The 19780-nt window shown below is 41.9% G+C and carries 17 protein-coding genes and 4 tRNA genes; 11 read left to right on the top strand and 10 right to left on the bottom strand.

Features of this window, described 5'->3' with window-relative positions:
• Positions 1-49 precede the first annotated feature (49 nt).
• The 8 genes from CTN07_RS20860 to lolB all read right to left on the bottom strand — a co-directional run bounded on the left by CTN07_RS20860 (position 50) and on the right by lolB (position 5256).
• Positions 50-124: transfer RNA gene (locus tag CTN07_RS20860), tRNA-Gln, on the bottom strand.
• A gap of 19 nt (positions 125-143) precedes the next feature.
• Positions 144-228 (bottom strand) — tRNA-Leu (locus CTN07_RS20855).
• Between the two features lie 41 nt (positions 229-269).
• Positions 270-346 (bottom strand) — tRNA-Met (locus CTN07_RS20850).
• 332 nt (positions 347-678) lie between these two features.
• Positions 679-1770, bottom strand: a complete 1092-nt coding sequence (gene ychF / locus CTN07_RS20845) for a redox-regulated ATPase YchF (RefSeq protein ID WP_005298067.1) — start codon at positions 1768-1770, stop codon at positions 679-681.
• 61 nt (positions 1771-1831) lie between these two features.
• Positions 1832-2422, bottom strand: coding sequence for an aminoacyl-tRNA hydrolase (gene pth, locus CTN07_RS20840; RefSeq protein WP_005298068.1), 591 nt, complete (start codon positions 2420-2422; stop codon positions 1832-1834).
• A 316-nt stretch (positions 2423-2738) separates the two neighbouring features.
• Positions 2739-3686 (bottom strand): ribose-phosphate pyrophosphokinase, encoded by a 948-nt coding sequence (locus CTN07_RS20835; RefSeq protein WP_005298069.1) that lies wholly within the window; start codon positions 3684-3686, stop codon positions 2739-2741.
• Between the two features lie 32 nt (positions 3687-3718).
• On the bottom strand, positions 3719-4588 hold the full coding sequence (gene ispE / locus CTN07_RS20830) for a 4-(cytidine 5'-diphospho)-2-C-methyl-D-erythritol kinase (protein WP_036764841.1): 870 nt from the start codon (positions 4586-4588) through the stop codon (positions 3719-3721).
• A 14-nt stretch (positions 4589-4602) separates the two neighbouring features.
• The gene (gene lolB, locus CTN07_RS20825) at positions 4603-5256 is read right to left on the bottom strand and encodes a lipoprotein insertase outer membrane protein LolB (RefSeq protein ID WP_005298073.1); all 654 of its coding nucleotides are present in this window, start codon (positions 5254-5256) and stop codon (positions 4603-4605) included.
• A 260-nt stretch (positions 5257-5516) separates the two neighbouring features.
• On the opposite strand from lolB, the gene hemA reads away from it, so the two are divergent.
• The 7 genes from hemA to CTN07_RS20790 all read left to right on the top strand — a co-directional run bounded on the left by hemA (position 5517) and on the right by CTN07_RS20790 (position 12542).
• Entirely contained in the window at positions 5517-6770 is a 1254-nt protein-coding gene (gene hemA, locus CTN07_RS20820; protein ID WP_005298074.1) for a glutamyl-tRNA reductase, read from the top strand.
• Between the two features lie 169 nt (positions 6771-6939).
• Entirely contained in the window at positions 6940-8028 is a 1089-nt protein-coding gene (prfA, locus tag CTN07_RS20815; RefSeq protein WP_005298075.1) for a peptide chain release factor 1, read from the top strand.
• A 1-nt stretch (position 8029) separates the two neighbouring features.
• Positions 8030-8878, top strand: coding sequence for a peptide chain release factor N(5)-glutamine methyltransferase (gene prmC, locus CTN07_RS20810; protein WP_005298076.1), 849 nt, complete (start codon positions 8030-8032; stop codon positions 8876-8878).
• Positions 8879-8890: 12 nt separating this feature from the next.
• Positions 8891-9271 (top strand): SirB2 family protein, encoded by a 381-nt coding sequence (locus CTN07_RS20805; RefSeq protein WP_036763365.1) that lies wholly within the window; start codon positions 8891-8893, stop codon positions 9269-9271.
• 41 nt (positions 9272-9312) lie between these two features.
• Entirely contained in the window at positions 9313-10122 is an 810-nt protein-coding gene (locus tag CTN07_RS20800; RefSeq protein WP_005298077.1) for a SirB1 family protein, read from the top strand.
• Positions 10123-10136: 14 nt separating this feature from the next.
• Complete coding sequence (gene kdsA / locus CTN07_RS20795; protein WP_005298079.1) at positions 10137-10991, top strand: 3-deoxy-8-phosphooctulonate synthase; 855 nt, start codon at positions 10137-10139, stop codon at positions 10989-10991.
• Between the two features lie 297 nt (positions 10992-11288).
• Positions 11289-12542 carry an aromatic amino acid transport family protein gene (locus CTN07_RS20790; RefSeq protein ID WP_005298080.1) on the top strand — a complete coding sequence of 418 codons (1254 nt, stop codon included), beginning with the start codon at positions 11289-11291 and terminating at the stop codon, positions 12540-12542.
• A 100-nt stretch (positions 12543-12642) separates the two neighbouring features.
• Here CTN07_RS20790 and CTN07_RS20785 read toward each other — a convergent pair whose 3' ends face one another.
• Positions 12643-14526, bottom strand: a complete 1884-nt coding sequence (locus CTN07_RS20785) for a methyl-accepting chemotaxis protein (RefSeq protein WP_005298081.1) — start codon at positions 14524-14526, stop codon at positions 12643-12645.
• 302 nt (positions 14527-14828) lie between these two features.
• Between CTN07_RS20785 and CTN07_RS20780 the strand changes: the two genes are divergently transcribed.
• The 4 genes from CTN07_RS20780 to CTN07_RS20760 all read left to right on the top strand — a co-directional run bounded on the left by CTN07_RS20780 (position 14829) and on the right by CTN07_RS20760 (position 19439).
• On the top strand, positions 14829-16187 hold the full coding sequence (locus tag CTN07_RS20780) for a Na+/H+ antiporter NhaC family protein (protein WP_005298083.1): 1359 nt from the start codon (positions 14829-14831) through the stop codon (positions 16185-16187).
• Between the two features lie 284 nt (positions 16188-16471).
• Positions 16472-18139 (top strand): bifunctional UDP-sugar hydrolase/5'-nucleotidase UshA, encoded by a 1668-nt coding sequence (gene ushA / locus CTN07_RS20770; RefSeq protein ID WP_036764845.1) that lies wholly within the window; start codon positions 16472-16474, stop codon positions 18137-18139.
• Between the two features lie 142 nt (positions 18140-18281).
• Complete coding sequence (gene ybaK, locus CTN07_RS20765; RefSeq protein WP_036763370.1) at positions 18282-18761, top strand: Cys-tRNA(Pro) deacylase; 480 nt, start codon at positions 18282-18284, stop codon at positions 18759-18761.
• A gap of 63 nt (positions 18762-18824) precedes the next feature.
• Positions 18825-19439, top strand: a complete 615-nt coding sequence (locus CTN07_RS20760) for a LysE family translocator (RefSeq protein WP_005298089.1) — start codon at positions 18825-18827, stop codon at positions 19437-19439.
• Between the two features lie 220 nt (positions 19440-19659).
• Here CTN07_RS20760 and CTN07_RS20755 read toward each other — a convergent pair.
• Positions 19660-19736, bottom strand: a tRNA-Pro gene (locus CTN07_RS20755).
• Between the last annotated feature and the right edge of the window lie 44 nt (positions 19737-19780).

Below are 19780 nucleotides of genomic sequence, written 5' to 3'. Positions count from 1 at the left end.
CTACGTAGCCAACTTGTGTGATACCGAAATACATCGTTATCAGAAATAATGGCAGGTCTACCTGGATTCGAACCAGGGGATGACGGGATCAAAACCCGTTGCCTTACCGCTTGGCGATAGACCTACAGTCTCATAAAGAGAGATGGTGCGGAAGGAGAGACTTGAACTCTCACACCTTGCGGCGCTAGAACCTAAATCTAGTGCGTCTACCAATTTCGCCACTTCCGCATAATACTTAATTTTCGTATTTCTTCAAGGAGAAATAGAAATGGTGGCTACGACGGGATTCGAACCTGTGACCCCATCATTATGAGTGATGTGCTCTAACCAACTGAGCTACGTAGCCATTTTTAAGTTTTTTCAGTTCATCAACCAGCGCTCTTAGTGAGCCGTTGTGTCGGGAACGGGGCGCATTATGCTTATCAGAACTATGACCGTCAACAGTTTTTTTGAATATATTCAGAAAATTCGTTTGTTCGATTGTTATTTGGGCGATGTGCATGTTCGACAAACTGAAATGACTGTTTTTCGGATATTTACGCATTTTTTGCTGCGCAATAACTAGGCAGAGATTATGGCTGGATTTTAGATAAATATCAAAAAAATAAGCCAACCTTACGGCTGGCTTATAATATTGATCTCGAAGTAAATAACGAGTCAGTCGATTTTGCTTAAATCTTATACGTTAAAGCGGAAGTGAACAACGTCACCATCTTTAACGATGTATTCTTTACCTTCTAGGCGCCACTTACCTGCTTCTTTCGCACCAGCTTCACCGCCACACTCGATGTAGTCGTCATAGCCGATAACTTCTGCACGGATGAAACCTTTTTCAAAGTCAGTGTGGATAACACCTGCTGCTTTTGGTGCTGTTGCACCAACAGGGATAGTCCATGCACGAACTTCTTTAACACCTGCAGTGAAGTAAGTTTGTAGAGACAGTAGCTCGTAACCTGAACGAATTACACGGTTTAGACCTGGTTCTTCGATACCAAGATCTGCTAGGAACTCTTCGCGGTCTGCATCATCAAGTTCAGCAATTTCAGACTCGATTGCGGCACAAACAGGAACAACAACTGCGTTCTCTTGTGCTGCACGCTCCATTACTGCGTCTAAGAATGGGTTATTTTCAAAACCATCTTCGTTCACGTTTGCAATGTACATGGTTGGCTTAAGCGTTAGGAAGTGTAGGTAGTCGATAGCTACTTTTTCTTCTTTTGTTAGCTCAAGCGAACGTAGCATGCCGCCTTCAGTTAGGTGAGGAAGCATTTTCTCAAGAACTTTGATCTCAAATTTTGCTTCGTTATCACCACCTTTAGCTCGTTTAGCCAGACGCTGAAGAGCACGCTCACACGTATCAAGGTCAGCCATTGCAAGCTCTAGGTTGATGATGTCCATATCTTCTAATGGATCAATACGACCTGCAACGTGAACGATATTTTCATTTTCAAAACAACGAACAACATGACCAATTGCATCTGTTTCACGGATGTTGGCTAGGAATTTGTTACCTAGACCTTCACCTTTTGACGCGCCAGCTACAAGACCTGCGATGTCAACGAATTCCATTGTTGTTGGCAGAATGCGCTCTGGCTTAACAAAAACAGCTAATGCATCCATACGTGGATCTGGCACAGGTACAACACCTGTGTTTGGTTCGATAGTACAGAACGGGAAGTTCGCTGCTTCGATACCTGCTTTAGTTAAGGCATTGAATAGAGTTGACTTACCAACGTTTGGTAGGCCTACGATACCGCATTTAAAACCCATGGTTTGAAACCCTTTTGGTGATTATTCTATGTAACAATTTAAAACAGTATAGATATAAATCTTACTCTGCCTTAAATGAATGGAGGCGATTTTGCGCTTTGCTCAAACCATCTTTCAATAAGATATCCATACAGCGAACGGCTTCATCTACCGCTGCATCGATAAGTTCTTGTTCTTTGGCTGGAGCTTTGCCTAATACAAAACCTGCGACTTTGTTTTTATCCCCTGGATGGCCAATACCAATACGCAGGCGATAGAAATCTTTGTTGTTGCCCATTTTACTGATGATATCTCGCAGACCATTATGGCCTCCGTGACCGCCACCTTTCTTAAATTTAGCAACACCTGGTGGTAAATCTAATTCATCGTGAGCCACTAAGATCTCTTCCGGTTGGATTTGGAAGAATTTAGCTAGCGCAGCAACAGATTTACCTGACAGATTCATAAAAGTTGTTGGAATTAAAAGACGCAGATCTTGGCCATTAGTCGTAATTCGACCCGTTAAACCAAAATATTTTGCATCTTCACGTAGCGTTACGTTATGAACTCGCGCTAACTCTTCCACAACCCATGCACCCGCATTGTGACGGGTTTTGGCATACTCTTGGCCTGGATTTGCCAAGCCAACAAGTAGACGAATATTATTACTCACACTTGTCTCTCTTGTTATATATACCCAAGCGGCTTAAAGAATAAAGAGCCATTTCTTCTCTCGAAGTCGTTTGGGTATATCAAACATTATCTAATCGAAAATGGATAAAAAATAATGCGTTACCTTACCTTGATATTCAAAAACAAAAGGTAATTACCAGCTGTATTGCCCATGATAAGGGGCGAAAACGGGCGATATGTTATACCAAATTCAGAAAAATTGATATGGCAAGGCATTGGTTAGGTGTTTGCCATAAAAAATAAAACGCCCCGCAAAAAGCAGGGCGTTAAAACTGAGCTGAGTTTAAGCGTCTTAATTAGTGCTCAAACATCGCTGAAATAGATTCTTCGTTGCTGATACGACGAATTGCTTCAGCTAGCATACCAGATAGGGTTAGAACCGATACTTTACCTGTTTCAGCTAACTCTTTTTGTAGCGGAATAGAGTCAGTTACGATTACTTCATCGATAACAGATTCACGGATATTTTGTGCCGCAGTACCAGAGAATACTGGGTGAGTCGCATAAGCAAATACACGCTTAGCACCGCGCTCTTTAAGAGCTTCTGCTGCTTTACAAAGAGTACCACCGGTATCGATCATATCGTCAACGATAATACAATCACGACCTTCAACATCACCGATTAGGTGCATTACTTGAGAAACGTTAGCACGAGGGCGACGTTTGTCGATGATTGCGATGTCAGTATCATCAAGTAGTTTTGCAATTGCGCGAGCACGAACAACACCACCGATATCTGGAGATACAACAACTGGATCATCAAGATCTTTTGTTAGCATATCTTCAAGCAGTACAGGGCTACCAAATACGTTATCGACAGGAACGTCGAAGAAGCCTTGGATCTGTTCTGCGTGTAGGTCAACAGTAAGAACACGGTCAACACCAACATTAGATAGGAAATCAGCAACAACTTTTGCTGTAATTGGCACACGTGCAGAACGTACACGGCGGTCTTGACGAGCATAGCCGAAGTAAGGGATTACGGCTGTAATACGGCCTGCTGAAGCGCGGCGTAGTGCATCGATCATAACAACAAGTTCCATTAGGTTGTCGTTAGTTGGTGCACAAGTTGATTGAATAATGAATACGTCGCTACCACGAACGTTTTCATTAATCTGAACACATACTTCGCCGTCGGAGAAACGGTTAACCGTTGCGTCTCCAAGTGAAATGTAAAGACGATCAGCAATGCGTTGGGCTAGTTCTGGTGTTGCGTTACCAGCAAACAGCTTCATATCAGGCACGGTGTAAACCTCAGGTTGCATCCAAGTTGTGGTTACTGTTCCAAAGAATGAGTAGTCAAGGTGTGCATAAGAGGTGAAGTGTTGACACCTTTAGCGACAAATCCGTGGAGCCAGTTAGGTAATTTAGACAAAATTGATTTGGCTTCTTGTTCGGTTTGAAATTCTGCAAACACGCAAGCGCCAGTCCCAGTCAATCTTGATGGCGCGTATTCTAACAGCCACGAAAGCGCCTTATCAACCTCTGGATAGAGTGTTCGGACGATTTTTTCGCAATCGTTTTCGTAAACCCCTGCCAATAGGGCGTTTAGCGGTCTTTTTTTACTGTCTCTTTTTAGCTCTGGATGGGTGAAAATATCGACAGTTGCGATGCTGACATCGGGTTTTGCCACTAAAAACCATTTTTCTTCAGGTTCTGCTGACTGTAATTTTTCCCCTACGCCTTCTGCAAAAGCACTCATACCACGAACAAAAACGGGTACATCAGCCCCTAACCCAAGGCCGATTTCTGCCAATTCATCAGTCGTTAAATGGGTTTGCCATAGATGATTTAGAGCCACCAATGTTGTTGCTGCGTTAGATGAACCACCACCTAGGCCTCCACCCATAGGTAAGATCTTTTCGATAGCAATGTCTGCACCTAAACTCACGTTGGCTTTTTTGCGTAGGGTATCTGCTGCTCGATAAATCAGATTATCTTCTGTTTTTACCCCTTCAATAGCAGGAGATAGGTTAATAGCGCTATCACGACGGGGAGTAATTGTGAGCGTGTCACCGTAATCTAAAAATTGAAACAGTGTTTGCAGATCGTGATAACCATTTGGCCGGCGACCTGTAATGTAGAGAAATAGATTGAGTTTTGCCGGAGCGGGCCATTGGGTTGTGGTATCAAAAAAAGTATTCATTGGATGGCTCATGATTATTTTAAATTCCACTCATTAATCACTAGGGTAATTTTTTGTTTACCTTGTGAGAGGATCATTTTGCTTGGTAACGCAGGGTGTTGTGAGAAATCGTATTCTTGATAATGCATTTCCCACAGTTGTGGACCAATCTGTTTTGCTAGGTAGCCAACAACGCCTTGATCATTTAATTGGAATGTATCGGCAGCGGTAGGTAGGCCAATTAACCAGTTTTGCATTTGTTCAATAGGAAGGTTAATCCCTGTTAAGCGGCGAACCAGTTCTGCGGCATTGGTTCCGTGATATTCATTGCCTTTATAATCAATTAAGGTGACGGATTTTGGGGTTGTATCTAACTTAATTAAGGTCTGACCAAGAAAGTTAGTTAAGAGTAGATGATCGTTTTGATTATTCGTTTGCCAATTTAGATTTGCGCCAAAACGTTGTTGATTATCTTTATAGGCGAGCTTACCCGATGCTTGATAATGAGTAAGTTTAGACAGTTGTTGCTCTTGAGTAGGCCAATTAACTTTTTGACTTATTTCAGGTGATTGGCTTGCACAACCTGTCATTAATGTAACAAGAAAACCTAGGCTGATAACACGCCAATTGAAAGAACAACCTATTGATTTAATAGATGACTTTAATTTCAAATCGATTGTTGAATGCATATAGAATACCTACGTATATAGTTGCGCAAACAATAGCGATAATTCAGCAAAACCACAATCTTTGCGTATAAGTAAATCGGTTTTTCCCGCCTGTCTATTGGGCATATTTGCGAATTTTAGTATAATTATCGCTTCCGTTTATTCTTTTAACCTCTATTTAACGATGAGAGATTGAAGTTACTGCCTTTAATTAGTGGTAAGCATAAAGTAAAATCTCGTCTTTAGATCTTTTTTCACCTGCGAAGTGGTACGTCGTCTCCATGACCTTGCTTGCATTAGGAATCAACCATAAAACAGCGACTGTCGATTTGCGCGAGAAGGTAGCCTTTTCTCCGGAGAAGCTTACTCGTGCCTTACAGGAGCTAGAATTACACCCTGAGGTGACAAGTGGCGTTATTGTCTCTACTTGTAACCGAACTGAAGTCTATTGTGACATTTCACAGTCAGGGCCCGGCGTGATTATTGACTGGTTGACCAATTTTCATCAGATCACTGCCGAAGAGTTGATGCCAAGCCTGTATTTTTATGAGGAACAAGCCGCAGCTCGCCATTTAATGCGTGTAGCGTGTGGTTTAGATTCGCTAGTATTAGGCGAACCTCAGATTTTAGGACAGGTAAAACAATCATACTCGGATGCTAAAGACAACGATGCAGTGCAAGGAACGCTAGAAAAACTGTTTCAAAAAACATTTACCGTTGCCAAACGAGTTCGAACAGAAACGGATATCGGTGGTAATGCAGTATCGGTTGCTTTTGCCGCTTGTACATTAGCTCGACAAATCTTTGAGTCTCTACATGGCGTATCTGTGCTATTGGTTGGTGCAGGGGAAACCATTGAGTTGGTTGCTCGTCATATTGTAGAACAAGGCTGTAGCAGTTTAATTGTAGCTAACCGTACTCGTGAGCGAGCTGAGAAATTTTCAACTGAGTTTGGTGCCGAAGTGATTGGCTTAGAGCAGATCCCTGAGCATCTTCATCGTGCCGATATTGTTATTAGCTCAACGGCGAGCCCATTGCCTATTATTGGTAAAGGGATGGTCGAAAATGCTTTAAAAGCGCGTCGTCATCAGCCGATGTTATTGGTTGATATTGCCGTACCGCGTGATATTGAAGCAGAAGTGGGTGAGTTAAATGATGCTTATCTATACTCGGTTGATGACTTACACAGTATTGTTGAGAAAAACCGAGAACAACGTAAAGTAGCCGCGATTCAAGCTGAAGCGATTGTCAGTGAAGAAAGTGCCGCGTTTATGAGTTGGCTTCGTTCGCTAGAAGCGGTAGATAGTATTCGTCAATACCGCCATCATGCCGAAGAAATAAAAGGCGAGTTACTCACTCGTAGTTTGCAGGCTATTGCCAGTGGCGCTAATCCAGAAAAAGTGTTGGCAGAGCTTAGCAATAAACTCACCAACAAACTGATTCATGCACCAACCAAAGCTATGCAGCAGGCCGCCCATAATGGTGATCCTGATAAATTGGCTGTAATTCGCGAAACGTTAGGTTTAGATTCCTAGTTTTAGACGATATCCATTAGAATACCTATTTATTCGCTTTGGATTACTTAGTTACTCCAATGGGTATACCTTGTGATAGCAATATGCCGCTCTATGTATTTAGAACTGTTCTAAGTAACTAGGGAGGATAGATGGCTCTCGCGTCGCTAAACAACTATTTAGAAACATTATGAAACCATCAATCTTAGTAAAATTAGAAACCCTAGAAGAGCGCTATGAAGAAGTGCAGCACTTACTAGGTGATCCAAGTGTGATCAGCGATCAAGATAAGTTCCGCTCTCTATCAAAAGAGTATTCACAGCTTGAAGAAGTAACCAAGTGTTTCCAAGCTTATAAGCAAGCACAAGACGATCTTGCTGCTGCTGAAGAGATGGCAAACGAAGACGATGCTGAAATGCGCGAAATGGCGCAAGAAGAGATCAAAGAAGCAAAAGCAGAAATTGAGCGTTTAGAAGATGAACTTCAAGTTCTGCTTATTCCTAAAGATCCAAACGATGAGCGCAACTGTTTCTTAGAGATTCGGGCAGGTGCTGGCGGCGATGAAGCTGGTATTTTCGCCGGCGATCTATTCCGTATGTACAGCCGTTATGCTGAACGTCGCGGTTGGCGTATCGAAGTAATGAGTGCAAACGATGCTGAGCATGGCGGTTACAAAGAAATGATCGCTAAAGTAACTGGTGACGGTGCGTACGGCGTACTTAAGTTTGAGTCAGGCGGTCACCGTGTACAACGTGTACCTGCGACAGAATCTCAAGGTCGTGTTCATACTTCAGCTTGTACCGTTGCAGTTCTTCCTGAAATTCCAGAAGCAGAGATCCCTGAAATCAATCCAAGCGATCTGAAAATTGATACTTACCGCTCATCTGGTGCGGGTGGTCAGCACGTTAACACCACTGACTCTGCAATCCGTATTACCCACTTACCAACCGGTATTGTGGTTGAGTGTCAGGATGAGCGCTCTCAGCATAAGAACAAAGCAAAAGCGATGTCAGTGCTAGCAGCTCGTATCATCAAAGCAGAAGAAGAGAAGCGTCACGCAGAAGAAGCAAGCACGCGTCGTAACCTATTGGGTTCTGGTGACCGTAGTGACCGTATCCGTACTTACAACTACCCTCAAGGTCGTGTATCGGATCACCGTATCACCCTAACTATTTATCGTCTAAATGAGGTAATGGAAGGGGATGTTGATTGCTTGATTCAGCCTGTATTGGTGGAATACCAAGCTGATCAGCTAGCGGCTATGGCAGAGCAGAACTAATATGTCTCGCAGTATTGAAGTGCTGCTAAAACAAACTGCTCAAGAGCTTCAAACTGCGGGTTGTCCAAGCCCGCAGTTAGACGCTGCTGTTTTGTTATGTCACGCACTGGATAAGCCTCGCAGTTATCTTTTGACTTGGCCAGAAAAAGAACTGGACGAATCTCAATTTTCTCTCTTTTCTCACTGTGTTTCTCGTCGTTTGGCGGGGGAGCCTGTCGCTTATATTATTGGTGTTCGTGAGTTTTGGTCTCTACCATTAAAAGTGGCACCATCAACTCTGATCCCAAGACCTGACACTGAACGTTTAGTTGAACTTGCACTGGATAAGATTCCCGCTCAACCTTGCCAAGTCTTAGATTTAGGTACAGGAACCGGTGCGATCGCTCTTGCAATTGCTTCTGAACGCCCAGATATTACAGTAACAGGAATTGATTTACGCCAAGAAGCGGCACAGTTAGCAACCGAGAATGGCGCAACGCTTGGGTTTAATAATGTCCAATTTCTAGCAGGAAGTTGGTATAGCCCACTCGCAGAGATACAACAGTTTGCTGTAATTGTTAGTAATCCTCCTTATATTGATGAACAGGATCCTCATCTTGATCAAGGAGATGTACGTTTTGAACCCAAAAGTGCTTTAGTTGCGGCAGATAATGGTTTGGCTGATATTAAAATTATTGCTGAACAAGGCCGCCAACATTTACAAACCAATGGCTGGTTATTACTCGAACATGGATTTGAGCAAGGATTAGCAGTAAGAGAGATCTTAACGAAATTGGGATATCAAGCGGTGGTAACTGAGCAAGATTATGCTGGGTTAGACCGTGTTACCCTTGGCTGCTGGCAACAATAAAGAGAGTAAAGTATGTATGAAGCAATGAAGCATTTGCACTTATTGGCAATTGCACTGAGCGTTCTGCTATTAACCCTACGCTATATCTTATTGATGGCGAACTCATCATTACTGCAAAAGAAAGCATTAAAAGTGACTCCTCATGTCATAGATACCATCTTGGTTGCTACAGGTGTTGCGCTGATTTTTATTACGGGGTTTTATCCATTTACTCCGGGTAGTGAGTGGTTAACTCAGAAATTAAGTTGTGTTCTAGCCTACATTGCGTTGGGATATTTCACCTTGCATGTTGGTAAAAACAAAGTATTTAAAACCTTTGCATTTTTAGGTGCATTAGGATGGCTTGTATTGGCTGCAAAATTAGCAGTAACAAAAGTGCCACTCTTTGGTTAATACCAATTTACTCCTTTGGTATAAATAGAGGCAAATAAGAGATGTTGCAGTTTACAGAAGATGAATTGGAGCAAATGCCGCTAGTGGAAGGGGCAATCGAGATGACCTCTCGAATTGATCCGAGCTTTCCAGCTACTTGGGTCCATTTACAACTTGAGAACCTAGCAAAAGAAGCCGAGCATGAGCTGATGGATGAGATTAATCCTCAGTTGCGCTTAGAAGGCTTATTGCGTTTGTTCTATCATCAATGGGGATTTTGCGGCGATCACCAGCAGTATTTTTCTTCTGACAATGTCTATTTAGATAAAGTGCTTGAACGCCGCAAAGGGATCCCTGTGACCTTGGGATCCATTTTTATTTATTTGGCACAAAGACTGGATTTACCTGTTGTAGGCGTTGGTTTTCCTACCCAGTTTGTAATGAAAGTAACATGGTATGATGGCGAGATTTTATTTATTAATCCATTTGATGGTGAATATGTAAGTCGTCATATTTTAAGCAGTTGGTTGATTGGTCACCGCGGTCCTTTCACTCAGCTTGATCCGGAATTTTTGGAAACGACAACGCATCAAGAAACGCTATATCGTTGGTTGACGGTATTTAAAAGTGCATTTCTTCGTGAAGAGCAGTTTATGACGGCATTAGCTTGTAGTGATTTAGCGTTATTGATCAATCCAGAAGACCCGCATGAAATCCGAGATCGTGGTTATATCTACCAACAGCTAGATTGTTGTCATGCCGCTGCTGAAGATTACAGTTACTTTATTGAGCAGTGTCCTGAAGATCCGGCTGCTGATCTATTGAAATTACAGGTTCAGGCACTGAATGCTGAGCCGTTAACCCTGCACTAAAACGAGAAATGAATATGATGGAACAGAAAGTAGTTCGCGTTGGCGATATTGATGTTGCTAACGACAAGCCGTTTGTTTTGTTTGGCGGTATGAACGTACTTGAATCGCGTGATCTTGCAATGAAGATCTGTGAACATTACGTTGAAGTGACCAATAAACTGGGTATTCCATACGTATTTAAAGCCTCTTTCGATAAAGCAAACCGTTCATCGGTTCATTCTTATCGTGGTCCTGGTATGGATGAAGGCCTTAAAATTTTCCAAGAGTTAAAAGACACTTTTGGCGTTAAAATCATTACTGATGTACACGAACAATATCAAGCACAACCTGTTGCTGAAGTGGTTGATGTAATTCAACTTCCTGCATTCTTGGCTCGTCAAACTGATTTAGTTGAAGCCATGGCAAAAACTGGCGCGGTAATTAACGTTAAAAAACCTCAGTTTATGAGCCCAAATCAAGTGGGTAATATTGTTGAGAAATTCGCAGAATGTGATAATCACAATATTATTCTTTGTGAGCGTGGTGTGGTACACGGTTACGATAATCTTGTGGTAGATATGCTAGGTTTTGATGTGATGAAAGAAGCATCAAAAGGTAGCCCAATTATTTTTGATGTTACCCATTCACTTCAGTGTCGTGATCCGCAAGGTGCCGCATCTGGTGGTCGTCGTGCTCAAACGGTTTCTCTTGCGTTATCGGGTGTGGCAACAGGTATTGCTGGTCTATTTATGGAAGCGCACCCAGAACCAAACAATGCTCGTTGTGATGGTCCTTCTGCATTCCCTCTAGCACAACTAGAACCATTCTTGAAGCAAGTGAAGCAACTTGATGATCTAGTAAAAAGCTTTGAACACATCGAAATTAACTAATTTTATTGTGTATTGAACCATAACGGCCTTGAGTGAAAGCTTGAGGCCGTTTTTTATTGCTTGAAAAAGCATCGTTTGTATAAAAAAACAAAAATAATAAAATTTTGGTTTTTAATTCTGGTTTTGTAGTTGGTTTTTGGTTTTTAATTCTGCGTATTTAATTAATTGCAGTTACCATGCTAAATGGGTATCAGACTTTACGGTGATATGTTTGCCAGTCTACTTTTGAGATATTTTATTTCTAGTCGCATACTCACTCCCGAATTTTATTTCGTGTAAGAGAGTTTTATTGTGTCAATGTCCCAAGAGCTTCCCCTTGAGGTAAGTCGATCCCAATCAGTATGGAATAAAGCAGATACTAGCTGGATGCTCAGTTTATTTGGTACTGCGGTCGGTGCTGGTATTTTATTTTTACCTATTAATATCGGGGCTGGTGGCTTTTGGCCGTTAGTCGTTATGGCCTTAATTGCAGGTCCTATGACATTCTGGGCTCACCGTGGTTTAGCGCGCTTTGTTCTGTCTTCTGCGAAAAAAGACAGTGATTTCACCGATGTGGTAGAAGAACATTTTGGCGCAAAATCTGGACGTTTGATCTCTCTACTTTATTTCTTATCAATTTTTCCAATTCTATTGATTTATGGCGTTGGCTTAACTAACACCGTGGATAGCTTTATTGTGAATCAGCTTCATATGGCTGCCCCATCACGAGTGGTTCTATCCGGTGTGCTGGTTTTTGCAATGATTGCGGTCATGATGGCTGGTGAGAAGGTGATGTTAAAAGCCTTTGAAGTGATAGTGTATCCACTCGCTGCAATTTTGGCTGGTCTTTCTCTGTATCTAATTCCTTCTTGGACACTGCCTGATTTTTCTGTTGTGCCGACGACGAAAGATTTTATTTCATCGGTTTGGTTAGCTGTACCTGTCGTTGTTTTTGCGTTTAGTCATACGCCCGTAATTTCAGGTTTTGCCAATACTCAACGCCGCCAATACGGTGAGCAAGGTTTCCAAAAGACCGAACAAATCTTAAAACGCACTTCAATTATGTTGTTGTCGTTTGTACTTTTCTTTGTTTTTTCTTGTGTCTTAAGTCTATCTCCTGACCAGTTACAACAAGCAAAGGCTCAGAATGTTTCTGTATTATCGTTTTTAGCTAACGTACACGATAACCACTTTATTGTTTTGCTTGGTCCATTCATTGCTTTTATTGCCATTACCTCTTCGTTTCTTGGCCACTTTATGGGTGCTCGCGAAAGCTTCAATGGTCTAGTACAAAAACAGACTTCATGGTCAGAGAAAAAAGTCGATCGTCTCGGTGTGGTGTTGATGTTTTTCTCTATTTGGTTTGCAGCGGTAATGAACCCAAGCATTCTAGGTATGATGGAAGCGATCTCTGGGCCGATTATTGCGATGATTCTCTTTATTATGCCAATGATTGCGGTTTATAAAGTGGATGCACTGAAACACTATCGTGGTAAATTTAGCACAATATTTATCTTGTTGATGGGAGCGTTAGCTGTTTCTGCTATTTTGTTCTCTATGGTAATTCAATAACCGTTACTGTCAGTAAATATATTGATTCAACACGATAAAAAAGGGCTTAGTATCTGCTAAGCCCTTTTATTTTAACTCTTATTTTTTAACCATTTCGTTGTTAGAGTTTGAAGCGATTTATCTCTTGTTGTAATTCAAATGACAACTGAGAGAGATCGGCCGCTTGTTTCGCCGCTTCATGTGCTTCGGTTGCTAACTCATTAGAGACATCACGAATGCCCTCTGTATTGCGGGTAATTTCGGAAGTCACTGATGATTGCTCTTCAGCTGCCGATGCAATTTGAGTTGCCATATCACTGATGTTAGTCACCGCTGCTGTAATTTGGTTTAAGCTTGCAGATGCTGAGTTAGCATCATCAACACTGGCTTCAGCAAGACGTCGACTGTCTTCCATAATACCGACAGCTTTACCTGTTGTTTGTTGCAGGGTTTCAATGGTTTGTTGAATTTCTTGAGTTGATGCGTGAGTGCGTTGACTTAAAACGCGAACCTCATCGGCAACAACGGCAAAACCACGACCTTGTTCGCCGGCACGTGCAGCTTCTATCGCGGCGTTAAGCGCCAGTAGGTTAGTTTGCTCTGCAATACCTTGGATAGTCGCTAAGATAGAGTTAATGCTTTGGGCATGGCTGTTGAGCTCTTCAATAACAACTGTCGCTGTTTCAACTTCACTCGCAAGGCTTGAAATGGATTGCTGACTTTGGCCTACCTGAGTTGAGCCGTGATCTGAAACTTCAACTGTTTCACCTGCAGTTTGAGCCGTATTATCCGCATTACCGGCAATTTCTTGGGTAGCCGCTGCCATTTCATTAATTGCAGTTGCGACCATATTAATTTCATCTTGTTGATGTTGAATACGGCTACTGCGCTCTTCTGCTTGAGAAGCGGTAATATGAGCTTGCTGGGTTAGGGCAGAAGAGACATCATTTAGACGACTTACCATACCGTGCATATTGCCAACAAAGCGGTTGAAGTTATGAGCAAGCTGGCCGACTTCATCTTCACTATGAGGTTCAAGACGCTGAGTAAGGTCACCTTCACCATTTGCAATCTCTGCTAAGGCTTGAGAAACGCGAGCTAAATCTCTGAATAAATAATTCACAAGCAATGTGACAGCAATGATAACCGCTAATGTGATGATCACTGACGTAATGAGAAGTTGCGTTAAAGATGCGTAGTAGCTGGCTTCTTCTGTTGCTTGATCCAGTTCGACACCAAAAATCCAAGGTGTGTTTGGAACATTGGTAAAGTAAAGTAGCTTAGGTTGACCATCAATAGTGATGGTTTCAAATTGCTGATGATTAATTTGCTGTTCAACACTGTTGATAGAAAGCTGAGAACTTAGCGCTGAAATCGGTTTTAGTAATAGATCCTGATTGCTATTGGCTAGGAAAGTCCCATTGTTGCGATCAATTAACATCGCACTGGCATTTTTACCTGCATCTAAGCTAATTACATCGTTAATTAACTGATCGATTAGCACATCCGCACCGACAATACCCAGCATTTGTCCATTATGGTGAACAGGTTCTGCAATAGTAACGAGTAGGGCATTAGTAATTGCATCACGATAGGCTGGGGTGATCAGCTGTTTATTTTCACTTTCAGCACTTTGATACCAAGGACGGGTACGCGGATCGTAGTCTGCTCGATTACGTTCTGGGTGAGAGCGATACATTTTGCCTTCAGGAGTGCCAAAATAGATATCGTCAAATCCTCCAGCGTAGCGTGCCTGTTGTAGATAAGGAACAACATCAGGGGCGGTTGCAAAATGGTTAAAGGCACTAGCAATACTTTTTCGTATTTGAATCCAATCACGAATACCCGATGTTGCTGCATTAGTTAGACTTTCAACTCGAGAGTGGATCCCTTGTTGGGTTTGTTCAGAGAGGCGATTTGCAGCAAGCCAGGTTAAAGAGGTTGCCATTAAGATAAGCGCAATCAAACTTGAGCCTATCAGTTTTTGCTTGAGGGTTAACTTCATTGTTGTGTTCTCAATCAGCAAGAAAAACGAGAGTGCCGATTTTATAGGCAAAAAGAATAAATGGCGAGGGATTCCGCTTATTGTATGATTAAATTTAACTAAATGATTTGAAAGATGTTTTTAATGACATGTTTTTCGCTTTGGTGTCAAAAAAATAACACCATATAGGAATAATTAGAAACACGAATAAAATACGCTAGAGCTATTATTTTAGCAGTATAGACGTCTACTGTTGACAGCTATAGTGCATGCCTTTAGTCTTAGTTCACACTTATAATTATTTCGATGTCCAGTAGTCATCTATGTCAAACACAACACAACAAAATGAAACGAGCCCAGCCCCGTCCCTGCTGGCATTGTTACCTCTTGGGATATTCTTAGCCTTATTTATTGGTGTAGGTAGTTACCTCACAATGCAGGGCGTTGATTTTGCTTTTTATCAATTGCCTGCTCCTGTTGCAGCATTACCTGCGGTTATTGTGGCGATTTTATTAAGTAAAGAAAAACTCAATAAAGCCATTGAGCAATTTATCCGTGGTGTTGGCCATGGCGATATTATTGCGATGTGTATGATCTACCTTCTAGCTGGTGCTTTTGCTGCAGTGGCAAAGGCGACAGGTGGGGTAGATGCAACTGTAAACTTTGGTCTGTCGATGCTTCCTGCTGAGCTCATTTTACCTGGCATTTTTATTATCTCAGCATTTATCGCAACCGCTATGGGTACATCTATGGGAACCATTGCTGCTGTTGCCCCTGTTGCTCTTGGCATTGCACAAGCGGCTGATATGGATGTGGCATTAACGGCTGGCGTGGTATTAAGTGGCGCTATGTTTGGTGATAACTTATCGATCATCTCAGATACAACCATTGCTGCTACACGTTCTCAGGGTTGCCAGATGAAGGATAAATTCCGTGAGAATATTAAGATTGCTCTACCTGCAGCGATTGTTGCACTGGTTGTGTTTGCAGCAAGCAGCAATAGCTCTGAAGTGCCTGCAACTGAAGCGATTGAATGGTTAAAGGTACTACCATATGTGACCATTTTAGTATTGGCTGTTGCTGGGGTGAACGTTTTTGTCGTGCTGAGCTTAGGGATCTTATTAGCCGGTGGTGTCGGCCTCTTTAGTGAGCCAAGCTATCATTTAGGCAACTTTGCAAAAGATATCTATGCTGGTTTTGGTAATATGCAGGAGATCTTTTTACTTTCTATGCTGATTGGTGGTATGGGTGAGATGATGCGTCGCCAAGGTGGCTTAGCGTATCTGACTCAATTGATTAGCCGTATTATTCGAGTATTTAGTAAAAAGCACTCAGCAAATGAGAATCTACGTGCTAGTGAATTTGGTATTGCGGGTCTTGTAAGTTTAACGAACTGTTGTACTGCTAATAATACGGTTGCCATTATTGTTTCTGGTAGTGTGGCGCGTGAATTAGCCGATGAAAATGGGGTAACGCCAAGACGTGCAGCGAGTTTATTAGATATATTCTCATGTGTTATTCAAGGGTTACTTCCTTATGGAGCTCAGGCGTTATTGTTAGGCTCGGTATTTAAGTTGTCGCCTCTAGAGGTTGTAGCGCACTCTTATTACTGTATTTTCCTTGCGGTTGCTGCAGTGGTCGCTATTTTGCTAAAACACTCTAGTCGTATTAATAAAGCGTAATGTGAGCTGGCTCAAAACAATCTATTGATATTATTATAAGCCTCGGTTTTGCCGAGGCTTTTTTGTGGTATTCATCATCTTTTTTTAATGACCTATAAGCATTAAAGTGATCTTCCCAACAGATTTGTGAAAACCTACCGCAACCGTTTTCTATTTCCTCTAAACTGTGCCCACTTTTAATTGCCATGTTTTGCTTTTATCTCGCATAACAGGCTCATTTTTGTGTCTTTGCATATTAACGGGATGTGTAAAGAAGGATTTTGAACACAATGAAGGTGGATATCATGAAGCAACGCCTATTTGCAAAAACAGCATTAAGTGCACTTTTACTGGCTGCGTTATCCGGTTGTGCTAGCCAAGCTGACCAACCTGGGTGGGATGCGGATAAAACTTATCGCTTTACGGTATTGCATACCAATGATCACCATGGCCGTTTTTGGCAAAATAATAATGGCGAATATGGTATGGCTGCACGTAAGACTCTACTAGATAAGTTGCGTGCTGAAATTAAGGCTGAGGGTGGTACTTCACTTTTATTATCTGGTGGTGATATTAACACCGGTGTTCCAGAATCTGATCTTCAAGATGCCGAGCCTGATTTTAAGGGTATGAACCTATTAGGTTATGATGCTATGGCTCTTGGTAACCACGAGTTCGATAATCCTTTAGATGTACTGCGTAAGCAAGAAGCATGGGCTAATTTCCCAATGCTATCTGCCAACATTTACGATAAAAAAACAGGAAAGCGTCTATTCCAGCCATACCAAATTTTTACTCAGCAAGGGCTTAAAATTGCGGTTATTGGTTTGACAACAGAAGATACGGCGAAGATTGGTAACCCAGAATATATTGGTGAAATAGAGTTTCGCGATCCTAAAGTAGAAGCAAAAAAAGTTATCGCAGAACTTAAGAAGACAGAGAACCCAGACATTATTATTGCCGCAACACACATGGGCCATTATGAAGATGGTAAGCGTGGTGTTAACGCTCCCGGCGATGTGGCTCTAGCTCGTTTCCTACCTTCTGGTGAACTGGATATGATTGTGGGTGGACACTCCCAAGAACCGGTTTGTATGGAAGCGAAAAACGTCAGTGATAAAAACTATCAGCCAGGTGAAAAGTGTACTCCAGACCAGCAGAATGGAACTTGGATTGTTCAAGCTCACGAATGGGGTAAATATGTAGGTCGCGCCGATTTTGAGTTTAAAAACGGTGAGTTGAATATGGTCAGCTATGATCTGATTCCTGTGAACTTGAAAAAGAAAGTAACACTTGCTGATGGCTCTAAACAACGTGTCTTTATTCAGCCAGAAATCGCACAAAACCAAGAAGTGCTTAAATTCTTAACGCCATATCAAGATAAGGGTCAAGAGCAGTTAAATATTAAGATTGCAGAGTCTAACGGTAAGCTAGAAGGTGATCGTAATGTTGTTCGTTTTGAGCAGACAAACCTTGGTCGTTTAATTGCTGCAGCACATATGGAGCGTGCAAAAGCTGATTTTGCAGTGATGAACTCAGGCGGTGTGCGTGATTCGATTCCTGCAGGTAACATCACTTATAAAGATGTACTGACCGTTCAGCCGTTTGGAAACATTGTGACTTATGTTGATATGACAGGTAACGAAGTACTTGATTACTTAAATGTTGTAGCAACTAAGCCTGTAGATTCTGGTGCTTATGCCCAATTCTATGGTGTGTCTATGGTTGTTGAGAACAACAAAGTTCATGATGTGAAGATTGGTGGTAAAGCATTAAATCCAACAGCAACCTACCGCTTTACAATCCCAAGCTTTAATGCTGCTGGTGGCGATGGTTATCCAAAAATCGCGGATCATGCAGGATATGTAAATACTGGCTTTGTTGATGCTGAAGTACTAAAAGAGTATCTGCATAAACACAGTCCTATTGATGTTAACAAGTTCGCACCAAAAGGTGAGATTGTTTATAAATAAGCAATCATTACTATTAAAAAACGGCCTGATATGGGCCGTTTTTTGTTTTTAGGGTTTTGTCTTACAAATATGCGGTATATAGTTTAGTTTTTATGATCAGACTATCTGATCGTGTAATACAAATTTAGCAAGAGTAGTGACTATGACTCCGGCAATTAAGCTAGCGAAAAAACATGGTATTAAGTACGACGTCCATCAGTATGAACATGATCCATCCAATACTAACTTTGGTCACGAAGCGGCTGAGGTATTAGGTATTGATCCTGACCGAGTGTTTAAGACGCTGCTATTTTCCTTAAATGGTGATGCAAAAAATTTGGCTGTTGCCGTTGTGCCTGTTTCTGGCATGCTTGATCTTAAGGCAGCTGCAAAAGCTGCTGGTGGTAAAAAAGCTGAAATGGCCGATCCTAAATTGGCAGAAAAAGTAACGGGTTATATTGTCGGTGGTATAAGCCCTTTAGGTCAGAAAAAGCGTCTACCAACTTTTGTGGATGCCGGGGCTGAACAATTTGAGACTATTTTTGTAAGTGCTGGCCGCCGTGGATTAGATATTGAATTAACAGCAAAAGATTTGGTTTCTTTAACAAATGGTAAGTTTGCGCCGATTGGCAAAATGGATTAATGCCAACTAATAACGCTATCAAGAAATTGATTAATCAATACATACAGGGATGTAGGTGATACCGTGACGATAACAATTTGGTTTTCATTATTTTTTGTTTGCTTATTGGGGGCGATGTCTCCCGGACCTAGCTTAGCTGTTGTGGTAAAGCACACATTGGCAGGGGGAAGGCAGCACGGAATTGTCACTTCTTGGGCTCATGCTTGTGGTGTTGGCTGTTATGCGGTGATGACGCTACTAGGATTGGCTGTAGTATTGAAGCAATCACCACAAGTATTTACCTTAATTACTTATCTAGGTGCAGGTTATTTAGCGTATCTTGGTATCAACGCGTTAAGATCTAAAGGGGGGATTGCTGCAAAATTACAAGCAGGAAAGCACTCTTCATTAGGTGAAGCAGCACGAGATGGTGCGATGATATCGTTACTAAATCCTAAGCTCGCACTCTTTTTTATCGCGCTTTTTAGTCAATTTGTATCCGTTGGAAATGATTGGAGTGCAAAGGCAACAATTGTTTTAACGCCTTTAATTGTCGATGGTCTTTGGTATACCTTAATTGCGTTAGTTCTCTCTCATGCCAATATTTTAGACAAACTAAAGAGTAGGGCGAAGATTATTGATCAACTGTCAGGGGTAGTGTTGATTCTACTTGCCTTAAGAGTGGTTATTACGGTTTAGAATCGAAATGGTAGATTTCTAATTTTTAACAGATAATAAAAAAGCCTTGTCTTTCGACAAGGCTTCCTAATAAGTGGTCGGTGAAGAGGTTATTACTTCTAGAACGATCAGGAACCCCTGACCCTCTGGTCCGCTGTTTACCGAAGAGCTTAGATGCTCAACCAAACCGCGCTATTCACCGACTGTAAGTAACGGTAATAAATACCACTACTTGAAATAGTGGTCGGTGAAGAGGGATTCGAACCCCCGACCCTCTGGTCCCAAACCAGATGCGCTACCAAACTGCGCTATTCACCGACTGTAAGCAACGGTAATAAATACCACTACTTAAAATAGTGGTC

Source organism: Photobacterium damselae (genome assembly GCF_003026815.1).
In the GTDB taxonomy this organism is placed as follows: Bacteria; Pseudomonadota; Gammaproteobacteria; order Enterobacterales; family Vibrionaceae; genus Photobacterium; species Photobacterium damselae.
This window is presented reverse-complemented; position numbering and strand designations above follow the sequence as displayed.